14 protein-coding genes and 2 tRNA genes are annotated in these 17,702 nt (G+C 62.3%); 11 read left to right on the top strand and 5 right to left on the bottom strand.

Features of this window, described 5'->3' with window-relative positions; genetic code table 11:
- Positions 1-194 precede the first annotated feature (194 nt).
- From ACNSN4_RS05735 to ACNSN4_RS05725, 4 genes are all read left to right on the top strand, one after another.
- Entirely contained in the window at positions 195-1,091 is an 897-nt protein-coding gene (locus ACNSN4_RS05735) for a DUF3267 domain-containing protein (protein ID WP_418284820.1), read from the top strand.
- Positions 1,092-1,231: 140 nt separating this feature from the next.
- Complete coding sequence (locus ACNSN4_RS05730) at positions 1,232-1,678, top strand: DUF6141 family protein (protein WP_418284819.1); 447 nt, start codon at positions 1,232-1,234, stop codon at positions 1,676-1,678.
- 220 nt (positions 1,679-1,898) lie between these two features.
- Complete coding sequence (locus ACNSN4_RS16550; RefSeq protein ID WP_496923284.1) at positions 1,899-2,066, top strand: glycine zipper domain-containing protein; 168 nt, start codon at positions 1,899-1,901, stop codon at positions 2,064-2,066.
- A 335-nt stretch (positions 2,067-2,401) separates the two neighbouring features.
- Positions 2,402-4,675: an Eco57I restriction-modification methylase domain-containing protein gene (locus tag ACNSN4_RS05725; protein ID WP_418284818.1), complete on the top strand. Its 2,274-nt coding sequence runs from the start codon at positions 2,402-2,404 to the stop codon at positions 4,673-4,675.
- Between the two features lie 494 nt (positions 4,676-5,169).
- On the opposite strand, the gene ACNSN4_RS05720 is transcribed toward ACNSN4_RS05725, so the two are convergent.
- Positions 5,170-5,244 (bottom strand) — tRNA-Arg (locus ACNSN4_RS05720).
- A 223-nt stretch (positions 5,245-5,467) separates the two neighbouring features.
- Between ACNSN4_RS05720 and ACNSN4_RS05715 the strand changes: the two genes are divergently transcribed.
- Both ACNSN4_RS05715 and ACNSN4_RS05710 read left to right on the top strand, forming a co-directional pair.
- Positions 5,468-6,070, top strand: a complete 603-nt coding sequence (locus ACNSN4_RS05715; RefSeq protein WP_418284817.1) for an RAD55 family ATPase — start codon at positions 5,468-5,470, stop codon at positions 6,068-6,070.
- Positions 6,071-6,131: 61 nt separating this feature from the next.
- A complete protein-coding gene (locus ACNSN4_RS05710) occupies positions 6,132-6,554 on the top strand; it encodes a CoA-binding protein (protein ID WP_418284816.1) in 423 nt (140 codons plus the stop codon).
- Positions 6,555-6,581: 27 nt separating this feature from the next.
- Here ACNSN4_RS05710 and ACNSN4_RS05705 read toward each other — a convergent pair whose 3' ends face one another.
- Positions 6,582-7,562 (bottom strand): PLP-dependent cysteine synthase family protein, encoded by a 981-nt coding sequence (locus ACNSN4_RS05705; RefSeq protein ID WP_418284815.1) that lies wholly within the window; start codon positions 7,560-7,562, stop codon positions 6,582-6,584.
- A 132-nt stretch (positions 7,563-7,694) separates the two neighbouring features.
- Between ACNSN4_RS05705 and thrS the strand changes: the two genes are divergently transcribed.
- From thrS to ACNSN4_RS05690, 3 genes are all read left to right on the top strand, one after another.
- Entirely contained in the window at positions 7,695-9,671 is a 1,977-nt protein-coding gene (gene thrS / locus ACNSN4_RS05700) for a threonine--tRNA ligase (RefSeq protein WP_418284814.1), read from the top strand.
- A 100-nt stretch (positions 9,672-9,771) separates the two neighbouring features.
- Positions 9,772-10,941: a pyridoxal-phosphate-dependent aminotransferase family protein gene (locus ACNSN4_RS05695; RefSeq protein ID WP_418284813.1), complete on the top strand. Its 1,170-nt coding sequence runs from the start codon at positions 9,772-9,774 to the stop codon at positions 10,939-10,941.
- 88 nt (positions 10,942-11,029) lie between these two features.
- Entirely contained in the window at positions 11,030-12,139 is a 1,110-nt protein-coding gene (locus tag ACNSN4_RS05690) for a guanosine monophosphate reductase (protein ID WP_418284812.1), read from the top strand.
- A 134-nt stretch (positions 12,140-12,273) separates the two neighbouring features.
- On the opposite strand, the gene ACNSN4_RS05685 is transcribed toward ACNSN4_RS05690, so the two are convergent.
- On the bottom strand, positions 12,274-13,557 hold the full coding sequence (locus tag ACNSN4_RS05685) for an MFS transporter (RefSeq protein WP_418284811.1): 1,284 nt from the start codon (positions 13,555-13,557) through the stop codon (positions 12,274-12,276).
- A gap of 248 nt (positions 13,558-13,805) precedes the next feature.
- A complete protein-coding gene (locus ACNSN4_RS05680) occupies positions 13,806-14,543 on the bottom strand; it encodes an SDR family oxidoreductase (RefSeq protein WP_418284810.1) in 738 nt (245 codons plus the stop codon).
- Positions 14,544-14,765: 222 nt separating this feature from the next.
- On the opposite strand from ACNSN4_RS05680, the gene ACNSN4_RS05675 reads away from it, so the two are divergent.
- Positions 14,766-16,124, top strand: a complete 1,359-nt coding sequence (locus ACNSN4_RS05675) for a DUF7282 domain-containing protein (protein ID WP_418284809.1) — start codon at positions 14,766-14,768, stop codon at positions 16,122-16,124.
- Between the two features lie 268 nt (positions 16,125-16,392).
- On the opposite strand, the gene ACNSN4_RS05670 is transcribed toward ACNSN4_RS05675, so the two are convergent.
- Positions 16,393-16,466, bottom strand: a tRNA-Lys gene (locus tag ACNSN4_RS05670).
- A gap of 167 nt (positions 16,467-16,633) precedes the next feature.
- On the opposite strand from ACNSN4_RS05670, the gene ACNSN4_RS05665 reads away from it, so the two are divergent.
- Positions 16,634-17,701, top strand: a complete 1,068-nt coding sequence (locus ACNSN4_RS05665) for a TAXI family TRAP transporter solute-binding subunit (protein WP_418284808.1) — start codon at positions 16,634-16,636, stop codon at positions 17,699-17,701.
- Position 17,702 lies beyond the last annotated feature (1 nt).

The following is a 17,702-nucleotide window of genomic DNA, read 5'->3' as shown; positions in this document are numbered from 1 at the left end:
ACCGAAATATCGGTCCACGTGTATCCTATAATCAGCCCAGGTAGTGTTCCATAACTCCCTTGCTGAACTCCCCTCTGTATCGGTCTCGCTGCTTCTGACTAAGTTCTGAGGCCTCGCTCAGACGAAGTTGAATCGAGAGCGCGCATCTGGTATCGTGAGAACGCTTTTCTGCAGGTGGGATGACAATCTGGTAAATGGATAACTTGTCTACTGAGCGAGTTCTCGCCGATCTCGAACTTACTCGTGGGCTTACGATTCAGATGCTGGCAATCGGCACGCTAGGAATGCTCGTCGGGTGGACGCTCTTCAGTGGCCTCTACCAGTTCACAACCGGGAACGCTGTAACGTTTCAATTTGCGCCGGAGTCGGTCGGGTGGCTTGCAACCCCAGTGAACATCCTCGTCCTCGTGTTTCTCGGAACGGCGATTCTCGTCCCCCACGAGTGGCTTCATGGGCTCGCTATCCGATACTACGGTGGCGAGCCTCGCTACGGCGTCGGTGTCGCTCATTTCGTCCTCCCGTATGCGTATGCGACGACCGACCACGAGTTCACGCGCAACCAGTTCATCGTGGTCCTCTTGACGCCCCTCGTCGTGATGACGGTCGTCGGCATCCCCCTGATGATCCTTCTTGAGTGGGGCTGGCTGGCCATTCCATTGACGTTGAACGCCGCTGGGGCAGTCGCGGACATCTGGATGACACTCATGGTGGTAAGCTACCCAGCACACATTCGCATCGTCGATCACGAAAGCGGCGTCAGAATCCTCGGGCGGGACAGCGATAGACAGCGTTCGCTGTCGATTACGTCCCTCGTCTGGGATGCACTCTCCGGAGCCGCAGTGTCGTTGTTCGCCGTGGGAATTCTCCTGGCGCTTGGTGGTCCGATACTCCTCTCGGCACTCGGTGTCGAGTCGATAACGGTCGGGACGCCGGGGACACTCACGTACCTCTTCGCATTCGTCAACACCGCAGAGGAGATTTCGATCAGCCTCGGCCCGGGTGTCCTGAGTGTGGGCGGCCTGCTTGGATTGCTGTATGCGTTCGTTCGGAGCTATCGTCGAGGCAAACCAGCACCTGCGGACGCCGCGTAGGTCACCCTCCTTTGACGTACCCAGATCCGTTGAACAAAGAACAGCTGGATGCTGCAGACACAGTACTGTACCTGTCTCAGTTGCCTCTTGATGTCCGTCAATCCCAGTACTGAATAGCGGTACTCGCGTACCACTAACTCATGGAGAAGGCCCCACTGTTCCATGAAGTACAGCGGTTTCGCCAGCCGTGGATCTGGGCACTCCTCGGAGGTGTCGCGCTCCTCATGCTCGTGCTGGGACCCATTTCGTGGGGCGGACTCGTTATTGTCGGCGCGGTCGCTGGACTCGTATACAGTCTTCGTCTCAAGACAGAAGTGAGAGCCGACGGCATCTACCTCAAAATGTGGCCGCTTCATCGCTCGTTCCGTCGAATACCGTGGTCAGAGATCAAACAGTACGAGGCCAAACAGTACAGGCCACTCCGAGAGTTCGGTGGATGGGGAATCCGCTGGACACCCGGGAAGGTTGCCTACAACGTATATGGTAATCGAGGGGTTTGGATCGAACGGACGAACGAGCGTGGCGTGCTTGTCGGGTCTCAACACCCAGAGGAATTCGTTGAGGCCATCGACGAGGCAGTACAATAGCACCTCATTGCCTCTTGACCGCCAACGAAACTGAGGAAATCAACCTCCGTTTCAAACCGATGCTGATTATACCCCTTGTATCAGTTTCACTGGTTCTGGCTGAACACTGAGGATTCGATCAGACAGTAAATCGCGCGCGGTCGGGTACGAGAGACCATCTTCGACGAATGAGAGTACCGGAGAGTAACGTTATACCCTCAACGGGACTCTGTTTCATATCGTGTCTGACTCAGAAACAACTGGGAAGGGAGTTGCGATTGGTGTTGGTGTCGGCCTCGCTCTCGGTGTTGGCATTGGGGTGGCGATGGATAATATTGGTCTCGGAGTCGGTGTCGGAATGGCCCTCGGAGCGGCGCTCGGTCTCGTTTGGGATCAACAGGAAGCGTAGAGTACGGAACAAGAGATCTTGTCATATCGATGATTTGGGTTCTGGACGGGGGGTGTCCAGAATTATTTGGGGTCTACAGCCGTTTTCAAGCAGTACTTCTGGACAGATCACGGGGGGTGTCCAGAAAAACCCCTCATATTGTTGTTAGAAGAGGACGATTCTACGTTGGGCGATTCCGAACATTCCATTGCAGCCTTGCGTAGGACGGACGCCGCGTCGGTGAATATCACATTATATTGCGTCGAGTTACGCTCTAGAAGAGGTGAAGTCGCTGGATTCGGGGGTTTGAGGGCTGAGTTTTAAATTGGGGTGGTTCATGAAGCCGAGGCACTCCGATGACAACTCAACGAGACAGATTTCGCCGAGTGACACACCGCACCTATGCGGCTGTCGATAGTGAACCAGACATATCGGTAACCAGTATCGCCACCACGTCACCGCTTGCTCAGTCAAAACCAGCGCCGCCGAGAAGCGAGTACGTCAGTACTGGGTTGAGGAACCAGTCGGCCTACAGCGACGGCCTCGTCGAGCGATTAGAAGCAACTACTGCAGAGCTTGAGTCCGGAATCGCGGACCCGTCACCCGAAATTCAAGCAGCAGTCAAGTCGTGGTGTGGCCTCCACGGGTACGTTCCCAGTGACGACGCGACACCTTCGATCATTGCTCACCAAGCGGTGTTCGGACTCCTGTTGAAGGCCACGCTCTACGAATGGTACCATCAACGCGGCTATCTCCCGGATTTCACCGGCAACACGCAGGAACAGTTCAAGATCGCTTACGAGGAGACCGGTGACTCGGCGTTTACTGCGTGTGCATTAGATGAGATCCTTTGGAGTGTCGAAGCTAACACCGTCGCCGTCACAGAAGCACGAACTCAGCTTCTGGAGTCCACGCAGCCAGCAACGGATATCGGACGTCTGTACGAGACGTTGGTTGCCAGGGAACATCGTCGGGTTCTCGGACAGTACCGAACACCGACAGAACTTGCAGAGTTGATGCGAACCTGGGCTGTCAGCGGTGGAGACTCCGTGCTTGATCCTGGGATGGGAGCTGGCGAGCTATCGACACCGTTCCACCCGGATTGGGAGATAAGCACGGACCCCGAATGTGTTGATGGGGTTGATCGCAGTCCACTTGCAGCGCTCATGGGGGGAGTTGCACAGGCGATTTCCGGGCAACGGCACGAGACCCGTAGAACTGATTTCTTCGAGTTGGGTCCAGCGGACTTAGTCCAAAACGTGGACGCAGTCCTGTGTAATCCCCCCTACACGCGTCACGATTCGCTCCCCTCGGCGTACAGAGACAAAATCAACGCGCAAGCCGAGAATCAAACGGGATTAGAGATCCCGAAAACGTCCCCGCTGTACGCGTACTTCTACTACCATCTCGGACAATTCCTCGACACCGGGGATCGGGCGGCCGTCCTCACGCCTCACCACTTCCTCTCGCGGGGTTTCGGTGAGCCCCTCAAGCGATTCTTGCTCCGGGAATTCGACATTACGGCGCTTCTTTTGGACAATCCAGAGAACGAGTCGAAATTCGAAACGGCGCAGACAACCAGTATGGTCGTGCTCCTCGAAGCGACCGATGACGAAGCGGATGTCGGGGTGACACGGTTCATTCGTGTCGACAAGGACCCTGGCGTTCAGACGAAACTGGAGGCAGCTCGGGATGGTACTCATGGAGAGACGGACTGGGGAGTAATCAATTGTATCGAGCAGTCGGAGCTGAGCCCGGAGGAACGATGGGAGAATCTGTTCGACCTGAACGCTGCCGAGGTGTCCGACCTACCGCCACTCTCAGATATCGCAGACGTCCACCGCGGGTTGCAGACCGGTGAGAACGACTTCTTCTGTCTCTCCCAGAACCAAGTCGATGACTGGGGAATCGACCCGCAGTACCTGTCACGCATCGTTCCAAGCCGGCGGTACGTCGATGGGTATGATATCCGTCCGGAGGACTGGAACGAGTACGATAGCCACGGGCGGCCAACGTGGCTGCTCTACCACCTCGACCGAATAATGGGAGTCCCCGAAACGACGTATGACGACGAAACGGGGTGTGCCCGCTGGGCAGAAGACTCACTGACCATAGAATCTTCAACCCCGATCATCGAGTATTTGCGGTATGGTCTGACCGGTCACGAATCACTCTCGACGAGGTCAACAGTACACGGTCGGAATCCATGGTACCGAGTAGAGCGCGGTGATACCGCACCGATACTCGTGACGTCGACAGGCCGATCAGAATTCCGCGCGATACGCAATGAGACCGCCGCTAAACACTTGAACAGTTACTACGGAATCTATCCGAACCCAGAGATAACCCAGCAAGGCCAGAAGGCGCTATTGGCGTACCTGAACTTTGTCTTCGACGATATCGGAATCTCTCAGCAGCAACGGCGACTCGTAGATGGGTTACTGAAGGTCGAACCAGGGGACGTGAAAGACATCCCAGCAATTGACCCGAGAAAACTTCCCAATAGCGTCGTTGCCACGCTTGCCGAGTGTTTCGATGACCTCTGTGAGGCGGCGCGACATAATCAGAGCGAAGCTGCGGTGATCGAGCGAATTGGTTCAGTACTTCGCAAGTGGCATAGTAGTGGATAAACTTACGTCACACCGTACTGCGCTTTCAACGGCTTGTACTCAGTACGGCATAGAAGCACTTCATAGACATCTTATCGCTGTTCATATTCTCTTGAGGCTGCCGTGCCCGACGGTGTAATAGTATGGTACTTACTCACGTGCCTGCATGTGTACATAGGTACGTACGTAGAGACGTACTTGAGTGGGGGTAATTTCGAGAAGAGGAATTGGGACCTCTGAGGACTACAACTGAGTGGACATAGTAGAATTCGTTCTGATCACCGCGTCAATCGATGGCATACGGGTTTGGTTTACTTCGTAATCCTCGCGCGCGCACCGCCAATTACACTATACACCCTAGTATTATGTGGCCGCGCTGTCATTCAAATGTAAGCGAATCGCATGACACCGGCGACCCCCGTTCCGAAACGTGATGAAATCAAATCGGCCGAAGAGGGGTTCCTTTATAAGCGCCGTACCGCCGTCTGCCAAATGTTACCCGTCACGCAGAATGATGGGCGCTGCAGGATTTGAACCCGCGACAACTTGGTCCGAAGCCAAGCACTCTATCCAGACTGAGCTAAGCGCCCCTACGAAACGATATCGCGGAGAGGATGTTAAGTCCCGCGATTCCAAATCGGTAAGGGACATTCGAACGGGCGCCCGACGGTTCAGTCGTCGAGACGGCGGTAGGGGATCAAAAAGAATATTATTCGGACCGGGTATGTTTTTCGTAGTAGATGTGTCTTGGTCGTACGGCGTTCCAGCCGAACGAGGGGCCCGAATCCGTCTTGCCGTCGCCGAGGTACGCCCATGTATGACCTGAGACCACAGTTCGACGAGGAGGTCGAACCCGGCACGAACCTGCTTCTCACCGGGCCGCCGCTCACGGGAAAGCGGCAGCTGATGATGGACGTGTTGGCTGCCGGGACGGAACTGGGCGACGGCGCCATCGTCGTGACGACGAAGGACGGCGCCGATCGGGTGCTGAAAGACTACGCCAAGCGGACGCCGTACGAGGGGAAACCGGTCGCCGTCGTGGACTGCGTCACGCGCCAGCAGGGAGTGAACGACGCCCGCGAGTCCGACCGCATCAAGTACGCCTCGTCTCCCGTCGACATGACCGGAATCGGAATCAAGCTCTCCGAGTTCCTCCAAGCGTTCGGCGACCGCGGGATCGAACAGAACCGGGTGATGGTTCACTCGCTGTCGACGCTGTTGATGTACTCGGACCTGCAAACGGTGTTCCGATTCCTCCACGTCTTCACCGGTCGGATCCAGAGTGTCAACGGGCTCGGCCTGTTCAGTATCGACTCGACGTCACACGACGAACAGGCGATGAACACGCTCAAGCAGCTGTTCGACGGTATCATCACGGTGTCGGAGGACGGCGAAACCGAGATCCGACTGGCCTAAGCCGACCCGGGAAACGACCGCGACTGATAGGTTTAATCCGCGCCGCAAGCAATATCGAGCTATGCCTCTCACTGACGACGCCGACCTCGATCGCCTGCTCGACGCCGAGACGATCGCCGTGATCGGCTGTTCGACGACGCCCGGGAAAGCGGCTCACGATATCCCTGCGTACCTCCAACAGCAGGGGTACCGCGTGATCCCGGTGAACCCCTTTGCCGACGAAATCCTCGGTGAGCACGCGTACGACGCGCTCGCCGACGTCGAGGAGGACGTGGATATCGTGAACGTCTTCCGACCGAGCGAGGAGGTCCCGGAGATTCTCGACGCGGTGCGCGAGCGACACGCGGCTCGGGGAGACGCGACGGCCGCGTGGCTCCAGTTGGGAATCAGTCACGACGACGCGGCGACTGCGGCCGAAAGCGACGGCATCGAGGTCGTCCAGGATCGGTGTATGAAAGTCGAGCACCGACGGCTGCGCGGCTAAGACAAGTGATACCGCCCCGTCGGTTGACTACCCGTCCCACTCCTCGAAAGACCGATACACGCCCTTCGAGAGGTATCGCTCCGAGGAGTCGGGAAACACCGTCACGACGGTGTCGTGTGGCGCGTCGATGTCGCCGTCACGAATCCCGCGAGCGGTCCGCTTCGCGGCGATGGCGTTCGCGGCGGCAGACGAGGCGACGAGGTGTCCCTCCTCCGCGGCCAATCGACCCATCTCCTCGTGGACTTCACGGTCGGGGATCGCGCGAATCTCGTCGACGAGATCGGGGTCGAACAGCTCGTTCGTCTCGATGTCGTGGGTGCCGATCCCCTCCGTCTTGTACTCCTCGTGGGCGACTTCTTCCCCGAGGAATTCGCGGTAGGCTGACCCCTCCGGCTCGACGGCGACGACGTGCGTCTCGGCGTGCCGCTCGCGGAAGTACCGCGCCATCCCCATCAGCGTGCCGCCGGTGCCGCACCCGGCGACGACCGCGCCCACCTCGCCAGCGAGCGCCTCGTCGACCTCCGGGGCGGTGGTCTCGTAGTGGGCCTCCGCGTTGAGCGGGTTCGAGAACTGCTGCGGAACGACCGCGTCGTCGAGTTCCTCGGCGATCGCGTGGGCACGTTCGATGGCGAATCCCATCCCGTCCTCGCTCGGCGTGTTGACCACCTCGGCGCCGAGCGCTCGCATCAGCTGCTGTTTCTCGACCGAGAACCGCTCCGGTACAACGAAGACGGCGTTCAGTCCGAGCTGTTTCGCCGCGACCGCGAGTCCGATACCCGTGTTGCCCGCCGTCGGCTCGACGACGGTGCCGCCGGGGCCGATGTCGCCGCGGTCGAGCATCCGTTCGAGCATGTACTTCCCGATGCGGTCTTTGATGCTCGCGCCGGGGTTGAACGACTCCAGCTTCGCGTACACCGGCACCGCGTCCGGCGAGTCGTGCACCCGGACGAGGGGCGTCTCCCCGATCGTCTCCAACACGGACGATAGGGGCTCCCGATGGGTCGTCATGTACCCGCAAACGTTGCCGCCCCTTTTGCGTGTTTCCATGACTGCGTCGCCCGCTGCTTGTCTCTGATGGCGGTTGCACTTGCCGAGAGCACGGAGCGACGCTCGGCGTGTCACCGTGGATCGAACACACTTATGCCGCTCGTCCGGTTCCGGAAACGTATGAGCGAGACGGATGCGCAGGCCGACGTGACGGTCGTCCTCCCGGACGGATCAGCACTGGACGTTCCGGCGGGATCGACCGTCGAAGACGTCGCCTACGAGATCGGCCCCGGGCTCGGTCGCGACACCGTCGCGGGGAAGATCGACGGCGAACTGGTCGAGAAACACGCCGGCGTTCACGACGGCGCGCGGATCGAGATCGTCACGGACCAGTCCGACGAGTACCTCACGGTGCTGCGCCACTCCGCCGCCCACGTGTTCGCGCAGGCCCTTCAGCGACTCCGCCCGGAGGCGACCCTCACGATCGGACCGCCGACCGACGAGGGCTTTTATTACGACGTGGCCGACGTCGACCTCGACGAAGACGACCTCGCGGCCATCGAAGCCGAGATGGACGAGATCATCGCGGCCGATTACGACATCGAGCGAGTCGTCCGGAGCCGTGAGGAAGCCAAGGAGATCTACGCCGACAACGAGTACAAGCTGCAGATCTTAGACGAGGAGGCCGACGACGAGGAGGTCACTTTCTACGTCCAAGACGACTGGCAGGACCTCTGTCGGGGACCGCACGTCGAGTCGACGGGCGAGATCGGCGCGGCGACCCTCTTGGAGGTCTCGGCCGCCTACTGGCGCGGCGACGAGGACAACGACACGCTGACCCGCGTGTACGGGACGGCGTTCGCCTCCGAGTCTGACCTCGAAGCACACATGGAGCTCAGAGCGCAGGCCGAAGAGCGCGATCACCGGAAGATCGGCCAGGAGATGAATCTCTTCTCGATCCCGACGGTGACCGGCCCCGGCCTCCCGCTGTACCACCCGCCGGGCAAGACCGTGCTTCGTGAGCTGTCGAACTTCGCGAACGAACTCAACCGCGAGAACGGCTACGAGGAGGTCGAGACGCCCCACGTGTTCCGGACGGAGCTGTGGAAGCAGTCCGGCCACTACGAGAACTACAAGGACGACATGTTCCTCCTCGACGTCAACGACGAGGAGTACGGCCTCAAGCCGATGAACTGCCCGGGTCACGCGACGATCTTCGACCAGCAGTCCTGGTCGTACCGCGACCTCCCGCAGCGCTACTTCGAGAACGGGAAGGTCTATCGCAAGGAACAGCGCGGCGAGCTCTCCGGGCTCTCGCGCGTCTGGTCGTTCACCATCGACGACGGCCACCTCTTCGTCCGACCCGACCAGATCCGCCGGGAGATAGAGTCGGTCATCGAGATGATCTTCGAGGTCGTCGAGACCCTGAATCTGGAGGTCGACGTGACGCTCGCGACCCGCCCCGACAAGTCCGTCGGCGGCGACGAGATATGGGAGTCCGCCGAGGAACAGCTTCGTGACGTACTAGAGTCCGGCGGCTACGACTACGGTGTCGAGCCCGGCGACGGCGCCTTCTACGGCCCGAAGATCGACTTCGGCTTCGAGGACGCCTTAGGTCGCGTCTGGGACGGCCCGACGGTCCAGCTCGACTTCAACATGCCCGAGCGGTTCGATCTCACCTACACGGGCGAGGACAACGAGGAGCACCAGCCGGTGATGATCCACCGTGCACTGTACGGGAGCTACGAGCGCTTCTTCATGGTGCTCATCGAGCACTTCGACGGCAACTTCCCGCTGTGGCTCGCGCCCGAGCAGGTCCGGATCCTCCCCGTCTCGGACGCGACGCTAGGGTACGCCCACCGCGTCAAAAACGAGCTCGAAGACGCCGGCTTCCGCGTCGAGGTCGAGGACCGCGACTGGACGGTCGGTCGCAAGATCCGCGCGGGCCACGACGACCGCCTCCCGTACATGGTCATCGTCGGCGACGAGGAGGAGGAGGCGGGGACCGTCTCCGTACGGGACCGTTTCGAGAACCAGCAGGGCGACGTCGAGCGGGACGCCTTCGTCGATCACCTCGTCGCCGAGCGCGACGAGAAGCGAACGGAACCGGACTTCGTCGACGCCGAGTGAGGCCCGGCCCCCGAATCACTCCGGGAAAACCAACTGACAGCGTAGGACGCGAGAGACCGGTTTCGTCGTGCTTTTGACAGTGCCTTTGATATAGTCGCGTATGAGCAAGACACCGGAAGTGACCAGACAGCGTTCCGAAGTCCCAGATGTCGGCGAACTGACGCCGCCGGACCGCACCCTGATGGGGCCGGGGCCGAGCGACGTGCATCCGCGCGTCCTGAAGGCGATGAGCACGCCGCTCGTCGGTCACCTCGACCCCTCGTTCGTCGAGATCATGAACGAGGTACAGGAGCTGCTTCGGTACACGTTCCGCACGGACAACCAGTGGACGATCCCCGTCTCCGGCACCGGTTCCGCGTCGATGGAGGCCGCCATCGGGAACCTCGTCGAACCGGGCGACACGATGTTGGTGCCGACGAACGGGTACTTCGGCGGTCGGATGCGATCGATGGCCGAGCGCGCCGGCGGCGAGGTCGTCGACGTCGACGCCCCGTGGGGCGAGCCGCTCGATCCCGTCGACGTCGAGGCCGCGTTCGACGAGCACCAGCCGGACGTGTTCGGCTTCGTCCACGCCGAGACGTCGACGGGCGTGCTCCAGCCGAACGTCCCCGAGCTGACCGACATCGCGCACGAGCACGACGCGTACGTGATCGCCGACTGCGTCACGTCGCTCGGCGGCGTCGAGATGCGCGTCGACGAGTGGGACGTCGACGTCGCGTACTCCGGCCCGCAGAAGTGCCTGTCGTGCCCGCCGGGCGCGAGCCCGCTCACGCTCAACGACCGCGCGATGGACAAGGTGCTCGGTCGCGAGGAGCGGCCGCGGTCGTGGTACCTCGACCTCTCGCTCCTCGAGGGGTACTGGGGCGACGACCGCTCGTACCATCACACCGCGCCGATCACGAACGTGTACGCGCTCCGCGAGGCGCTCCGGCTCGTCGCCGAGGAGGGGATCGAGAACCGCTGGGACCGCCACCGCGCCGTCGCGGGCGACCTGAAGGCCGGACTCCGAGAGCTGGGCTTAGAGATGAACGCGCCGGACGAGTACTGGCTCCCGAGCCTGAACGCGGTCCAGGTCCCCGACGGCGTCGACGACGGCGCGGTCATCGACTACCTCCTGGAGGAGTACGACCTCGAGATCGCCTCGGGGCTCGGCGACTTGGAGGGCGACATCTGGCGGATCGGCTGTATGGGATACTCGGCACGACCCAAGAACGTCGAGTACGTCCTCTCTGCGCTCGAAGACGCGCTCGAAGAGCAGGGAGCGATCTGACGCGGTCGCGGACCGCTCCCGTCGCGGACCGAACGGGTGAACGCTCAGCGAGGGGTTTATTACTCCGCATCCCGCTCCTCGTGAGGGAATGAACGAACTACGAACCGGACTGAGCTACGGGGACGTGCTGCTCGTGCCGCAGCGGTCACCGGTCGACAGCCGGACCGACGTGGACCTCTCGACGCGGCTCACGCCGTCAGTCGAACTCGAGACGCCGTTGATCTCGGCGGCCATGGACACCGTCACGGAGGCCGAACTGGCGATCGAACTCGCCGGTTCGGGCGGGGTCGGCGTGCTCCATCGATTCCTCACCGCCGACGAGCAAGCGGCACAGGTCGAACGGGTGGCCGCCGCGGGCGAGCAGGTCGCCGCCGCGGTGGGCATCAACGAGGACTACGTCGCACGGAGTGCCGCGTTGGTCGACGCCGGAGTGGACGCGCTCGTCGTGGACGTGGCGCACGGGCACCTCGACCGGACGATCACAGCGGTCGAGACCATCTCCGACGAGTTCCCGGACGTGGACCTCGTCGCTGGCAACGTCGCCACGCCCGCGGGCGTCGAGGACCTCGCGGGCGCCGGTGCGGACTGCGTGAAAGTCGGGATCGGCCCGGGGTCACACTGCACGACTCGGAAGGTCGCCGGTGCTGGCGTCCCGCAGCTCACGGCGGTCGACGACTGTGCGGAGGCGGCCGAGGACCTCGATGTGACGATCTGCGCGGACGGCGGGATCCGCACGTCCGGTGACGCGGTGAAGGCCCTTATGGCGGGCGCAGACACGGTGATGCTCGGGAGTCTCTTCGCCGGCACCGAAGAGGCTCCCGGCGCGGTCGTCGAGGTCGACGGGACGCGGTACAAGCGCTCTCGCGGGATGGCGACGACCGCTGCGGCCGAGGACCGCGACGACAAGGGATCCGACGTCGGTGCCGACGAGGGCGTCGAGGCGTTGACGCCGTACAAGGGGCCCGTCGCGACGGTCGCCGACGAGTTCTGTCAGGGGATTCGGTCCGGGCTGTCGTACTGCGGCGGCCATACGATCGAACGGGCCCGCGACGACGCGGAGTTCATCCGCGTCGCACCCGGAGCCAAGGAGCGCGAGGGATTCCACACCGACGACGACTGGGAAGGGATCAGCGTGGACAGCGAGACGAAACGACTCCCGGACTCGACCGCGGCAGCGTCAACGGAAGGCGACGACTGATCTCGGGAGACCGAGAGGGTGAGGGTGTTGACGTCTCGCGGCGGCACGGCCCGCGAACGTCTGTTCGTCCCTTCAGTGTAGCGTAAGTACTGACGCTCTACTCCCATCTCCTGCCGCATCGCCGACCTCGCGTCCTACCACGCCGTCAACGCCGCCCGACCGTGGTCACGCGCGAGGATCGCGAGGAAGGCGAGCACGCCGGTGATCGCGAACGCGCCGCCGACGTAGAACACCGAGTCCATGCTCACCTCGACCATGAGGTAGCCGGCGATGAGCGGGCCCGCCACCGAGCCCGGCCGCCAGACCAGTTCGCGGATGCCGAAGCTGGAGGCGACGCCGCCCTCGTCGGTTCCCTCGTCCGCGAACAGCGCCATGCTGGCCGGTTCGCGGAACGAGTCGGCGACGCCGAGCAGACCGGAGAGGACCACCAGCGGGAGGTACGCCGGCGGGAGGTCGCCGAGGAGCGGAAGCGTCACGTCGGCACCGACTACCGTGCCAGCGACCGGAGCGAGCGGGATCAGGATCGCGATCACGCCGTACGCCCCGCCGCCCGCGAAGACGAACAGCGAGCGGCCGTATCGGTCGGAGAGGCGGCCGGTGAACAGCTGTCCGACCATGTTCGTCGCCTTCTCGGCGGTCACGGTGACCGCGATGGCGATCCCCGCGACGCCGAGCCCACCGGCCAGCATCGACGTGCCGGCGTAGATCGGGATCCACGTCCGAACCATCGTGACGGCGAACGCGTACTGGGCGCGGAACGTCGAAATGGTAATGAGCCGACGGTTCACGGCGAGGTCTGAAAAGGGGAATCCCTCGACGCGCGTCTCGTCGGCGTCGAGGAACAGCCACGTCGTGATCCACGCGAGAACCATCAGCGCCGCGATGATCGTGAACACCGGACCGAAGCCCACGGCGTCGTAGATCCCGCCGGCTGACAGCGACCCGAGGATCGAGGCACCGAACGAGGCGGCGTTCGCCTTTCCGATCTTGTCGGCGCGAGTGCCGACGTCGGCGATCTGCCCGACCAGCGAGAGCGTCATGAGTCCCGCACCGGTGACGACAATTCCCTGAAGCGCACGGATGAGGATGAACGACGCGGAGGAGTCGACGAGCGGGAACAGCGCGTAGACGCCCGCACCGACCGCGAGCACCCAAAGCAAGATGGTCCGCTTGTCGAAGCGATCGCCGGCCCACGCGAGCGGGACGACGGCGACGGTCTGCGCGAGCGTGAAGCCGGTCGTGTACATCCCGATAACGAACCCGGCGGAGACGGAGAGGCCGAGCATCGTCGTCGCCTGCGGGTCGAGCGTGTTGATGTACGGTCCGAGCAGCGTGATAAGGGTGATAAACCCGAACCCCTCGGCGAATCGGGTGACGTAGAGGGCCCAGAACTGCGACCGCCTGTCTGCGTTGCTCACACCGGATCGGCGCGAAGCGGTTCAAAAGGGGTTTCGATTCGAGGGATCTCGCTCCCGCCGCCAACGGTCGTCCCTCGGATTTTTTGTTGCGGCGACGACTGTGGTTCGTCATGGGAAACGCCGCCTGCGATCGTCGATTCTGCCCGAACTGCGACCTCGCCGTCTCGCGTGCCGCCGACGACTGTCCCGAGTGCGGGACGCCGATCGAACCCGAACAGTGAGCGGCTACGGTCTCGTAGCGACGACTCTCACAGGTTCTCCGCGAACTTATCTCGCCGGTAGAGATCGATCTCCTGTGCAGATGACCCCTCACGCGTCGCCGCGAAGGCGATAGCCTCTGCGACCTCCTCCGGTTCGGTGACGGTGCCGGGCTCGAAGCGCTCCTCGAACGGTTGGCCGTCCTCGCTGCCGAACTCCGTCCGAACCTCCGAGGGGTTCACGACCGAGACGGCGACGCCCTCGTCGCCGACCTGCGCCGCGACGCTGTGAGCGAAGCCGCGTGCCCACCACTTCGTCGCGGCGTACACGGGGTTGAACGAGCGCGGGAACTGACCCGCGAAGCTGCCGACGACCACGAGCGTTCCCTCGCTCTCTGTCAAATATGGAAGCGCCGCTCGCGTGAGGAAGAACGTGCCGTCGACGTTCGTCTCTTGCATGGTGAAGTACTCCTCGTCGGTCATCGTCTCCACGTCGCTTCCGCGGCCGACGCCGGCGTTGGCGACGACCACGTCGAGCCCACCGAATCGCTCGGTGACCGCCTCGGTGGCCGTCTCGCTTGTCTCGCGCTCGCGGACATCACCGTCGACGACGATGGTTCGCGCGTCGTAGTCGGCCTCTAGCCGCTGTGCGACCGCCTCCAATGCCTCACGGCGGCGAGCGAGGAGGGCGACGTTCGCGCCGCGCTCCGCGAGCGCGTGCGCCGTCGCCTCCCCGATACCGGAACTCGCGCCAGTTACCAGTGCCGTCGTGTCGTCGAGTGTTCCCATGGACGGCCCGTCGTCGACGGCGAGTATAAAAGGTCGCGTCGAGGAGGAGACGGCCGGGTCGACGGGGCGAGTCTCGACGAACGCGTCGGTCGTTCACGGAATGCGTCGGGGAACGTTCATTCTGATTACCAGACATTTGTTCATTCACTGCAGATCCGGACTGTCACCCATTCATGAAAGTTGAGATACACTTTTTGAGCGGGGACACGAGTACTTGTACGCATGGAAGTTGCAACAAAAAAACTAATCGCGGTCGTACTGGCAGCGGTGATGATGACCTCCGTGGTGGGGATGGTCGGTGCTCAAGACCCCCGGCCACAGGTCGACTCTCCGGCGGGTAACGACGCGACGGTATCGTTTTCCGATCAGATGACTGACGGCACGTCGGTCACCGTTGATTCCGTGAACATGTCCGACGGCGGGTTCGTGGTGATCCACGATGATAGCCTGCTCGACGGAGAGGTTACCGGGAGCGTGATCGGTGTCTCGGAGTATCTTGATCCCGGACAGAACGAGGACGTAACGGTCACGCTGTTCGATGGCGTTCCGGGAGCGACGTTCGACCAAACGGAGCTGACCGAAGACGAGACGCTAATCGCGATGCCGCACCGCGATACGAACGCGAACGAGACCTACGACTTCGTCGCGACCGACGGGTCCGAGGACGGTCCGTACCTCGCTAACGGAACGGCGGTCACCGATTCGGCGAACGTTACCGTCGAAGCCGCGCAGACCACCGGCGAGTCGTTCGTCGTGGCTGATCTGACTGCCCCCGGAGCCGTCGAACGGGGTGACACGTTGAACGTCAACGCGACCATCGAGAACCCCAACGACGAGGCGGACACGCAGACCGTGGAGTACCGATTCGCCGGTGCCGTGTCGGCTCGTGAGGAAATCACGCTCGATGCCGGGGAATCGACCAGTTTCACCGCCGAAGTCAACACGTCTGACCTCGACTCCGATACGTACATCCACGGCGTGTACACGCGCGACGAGGGACAGCCGGCTCAGGTCATGATTGTGGACGAGATCGACTCCTTCGAGATCACCGACCTCACCGCACCCGAGTCGGCGAATGTGGGCGATGACGTTACCGTGACCGCCACCGTCTCGAACCCCAACGACTTCGCCGTCGAACAGCCGGTCCAGTTCCGGTTCGACGGTGACCTCGTGGAGACTCGAAACGTCGAGATCGACGGCGAGAGCTCGACTGAGATTCAGTTCGAGATAAGGGCTACGGGCCCCCCGGGAACGTACATCCACAGCGTCTTCTCGAACGACTTCGGACAGGACGCGATCATCATGATCGAAACGCCCGGCGAAGGACCGCCGAGCGACGGGGACGACGCTGATGACTCTGATGACTCAGACGACGCAGACGACTCCGACGACGCAGACGACTCCGACGACGCAGACGACTCCGACGACGCAGACGACTCCGACGACGCAGACGACTCCGATGGAGTAGACGATGAGAACGGTGACGACGCCGACGACGCTGACGATGAGAACGATGAAGAAGACGGCTCCAGCGAAGACGACAGCGACGAGGAACAGCCAGAAACTCCTGAGGACGGGTAACTAACCCGTTTCCTCACGTTCGTATTTTTCCGGTTGGCTGCCGTACGCGTGGCCTGTCTCTCGGTGATGGGTATACTATTCAGTCGGAATCGGATGTAGCCCAATTGGTATCGACTACGCTGTGGTCCGAGTGGTGCGTTGCGAAGCGCACGTGCGAAACAAATACTGACGCTAGTTGTGCGTTTCTCAGGACGGTTCGATGTATACCCAGGGGTATAGCAATGAGACAAACGCTATTGACCCGACTCGGTATCCGTCCGTCAGAAAGCGGGCCGGGCGCGATTTGAACACGCGACCGACGGATTAAGAGTCCGTCGCTCTCCCTAACTGAGCTACCGGCCCTCACTGAATCGTACCGCTGTCCCATTAAAAGACCTTTTCATTCGGCGGCGCAGGGTCACCGTCCGCAGCGCACGATCCTCCGGCAGCTTCCGTATCACCCGATCGATCCGGACATTGTCTCTATGTAGGGAAACCGTTATGAATGGTCGTGGTGTACTACGTGTCGTATGTCAGACAACCTAATCAGCGAGCGGGTCGACCGCCGAACGCTCCTTCGCGGAGCCGCAGCAGCGGGCGTCATCGGAATCGCAGGCTGTGCAGACGACGATGGTAACGGCGACGACGGCACCGGTAACGGCGACGACGACGGCACCGGCAACGGCGACGACGGCACCGACGACGACAACGGCGACGACAACGGTAACGGCGGTCAGACGGACGTTATCCGCTGGCACGCCGGCGGGACCGGCGGGACGTACTTCCCGCTGTCCGGCGAGTTCGAGGGCATCATCGAGGACAACACCGACTACCCGGTCGAGGTCTCCTCGACCGGCGCGTCAGTCGAGAACGTCGGCAGCCTCGGCAACGGCGACGCCGACTTCGCGATGATCCAGAACGACATCGCCTACTTCGCCCGCAACGGCGAGGGACTCGAGGCGTTCGAGGGCGACCCGATCGAGAACCTCCGCGGCGTCGCGACGCTGTACCCGGAGACGATCCACGTGCTCCTCAACCCGGACGCGGGCGTCGAGTCGCTCTCCGACCTGGAGGGCATGCGCGTCAACACCGGCGACCTCGGCAGCGGGACGCAGGTGAACGCCCTGCAGATCCTCGAATCCGCGGCCGGACTCACCACGGACGACTTCGACGAGCAGAACACGGACTTCACGCAGGCGGCCAACCAGCTCCGCGACGGCGACGTCGACGCGGCGTTCGTCGTCGGCGGTTGGCCCGTCGGCGCGGTCGAGGAGATCGCGACGACGACCGACGTGCAGATCCTCAATATGTCCGACGAAGAGCGACAGGCGGCCCGCGACGACGCCTCCTGGTTCGCGGACGACACCATCCCTGCCGGGACCTACGGGGGGATCGACGAGGACGTCAACACCGTTTCGGTGCAGGCGATGATCGCGACCCGCGAGGAGTTCTCCGCTGACACCGTGGAGGCGGTCACCGAGGCCATCTTCGAGAACCTCGACCGCCTGTCGATCAAGACCGACTTCATCACCGCCGACTCCGCGCAGGACGGGATGTCCATCGAGCTGCACGAGGGCGCGGACCGCTACTTCAACTAGC

Source organism: Halorubrum marinum (assembly GCF_048381195.1).
Taxonomy (GTDB): Archaea; Halobacteriota; Halobacteria; order Halobacteriales; family Haloferacaceae; genus Halorubrum.
Note: the sequence above shows the minus strand (reverse complement) of the source record. Positions and strands in the feature narration are given on the sequence as shown.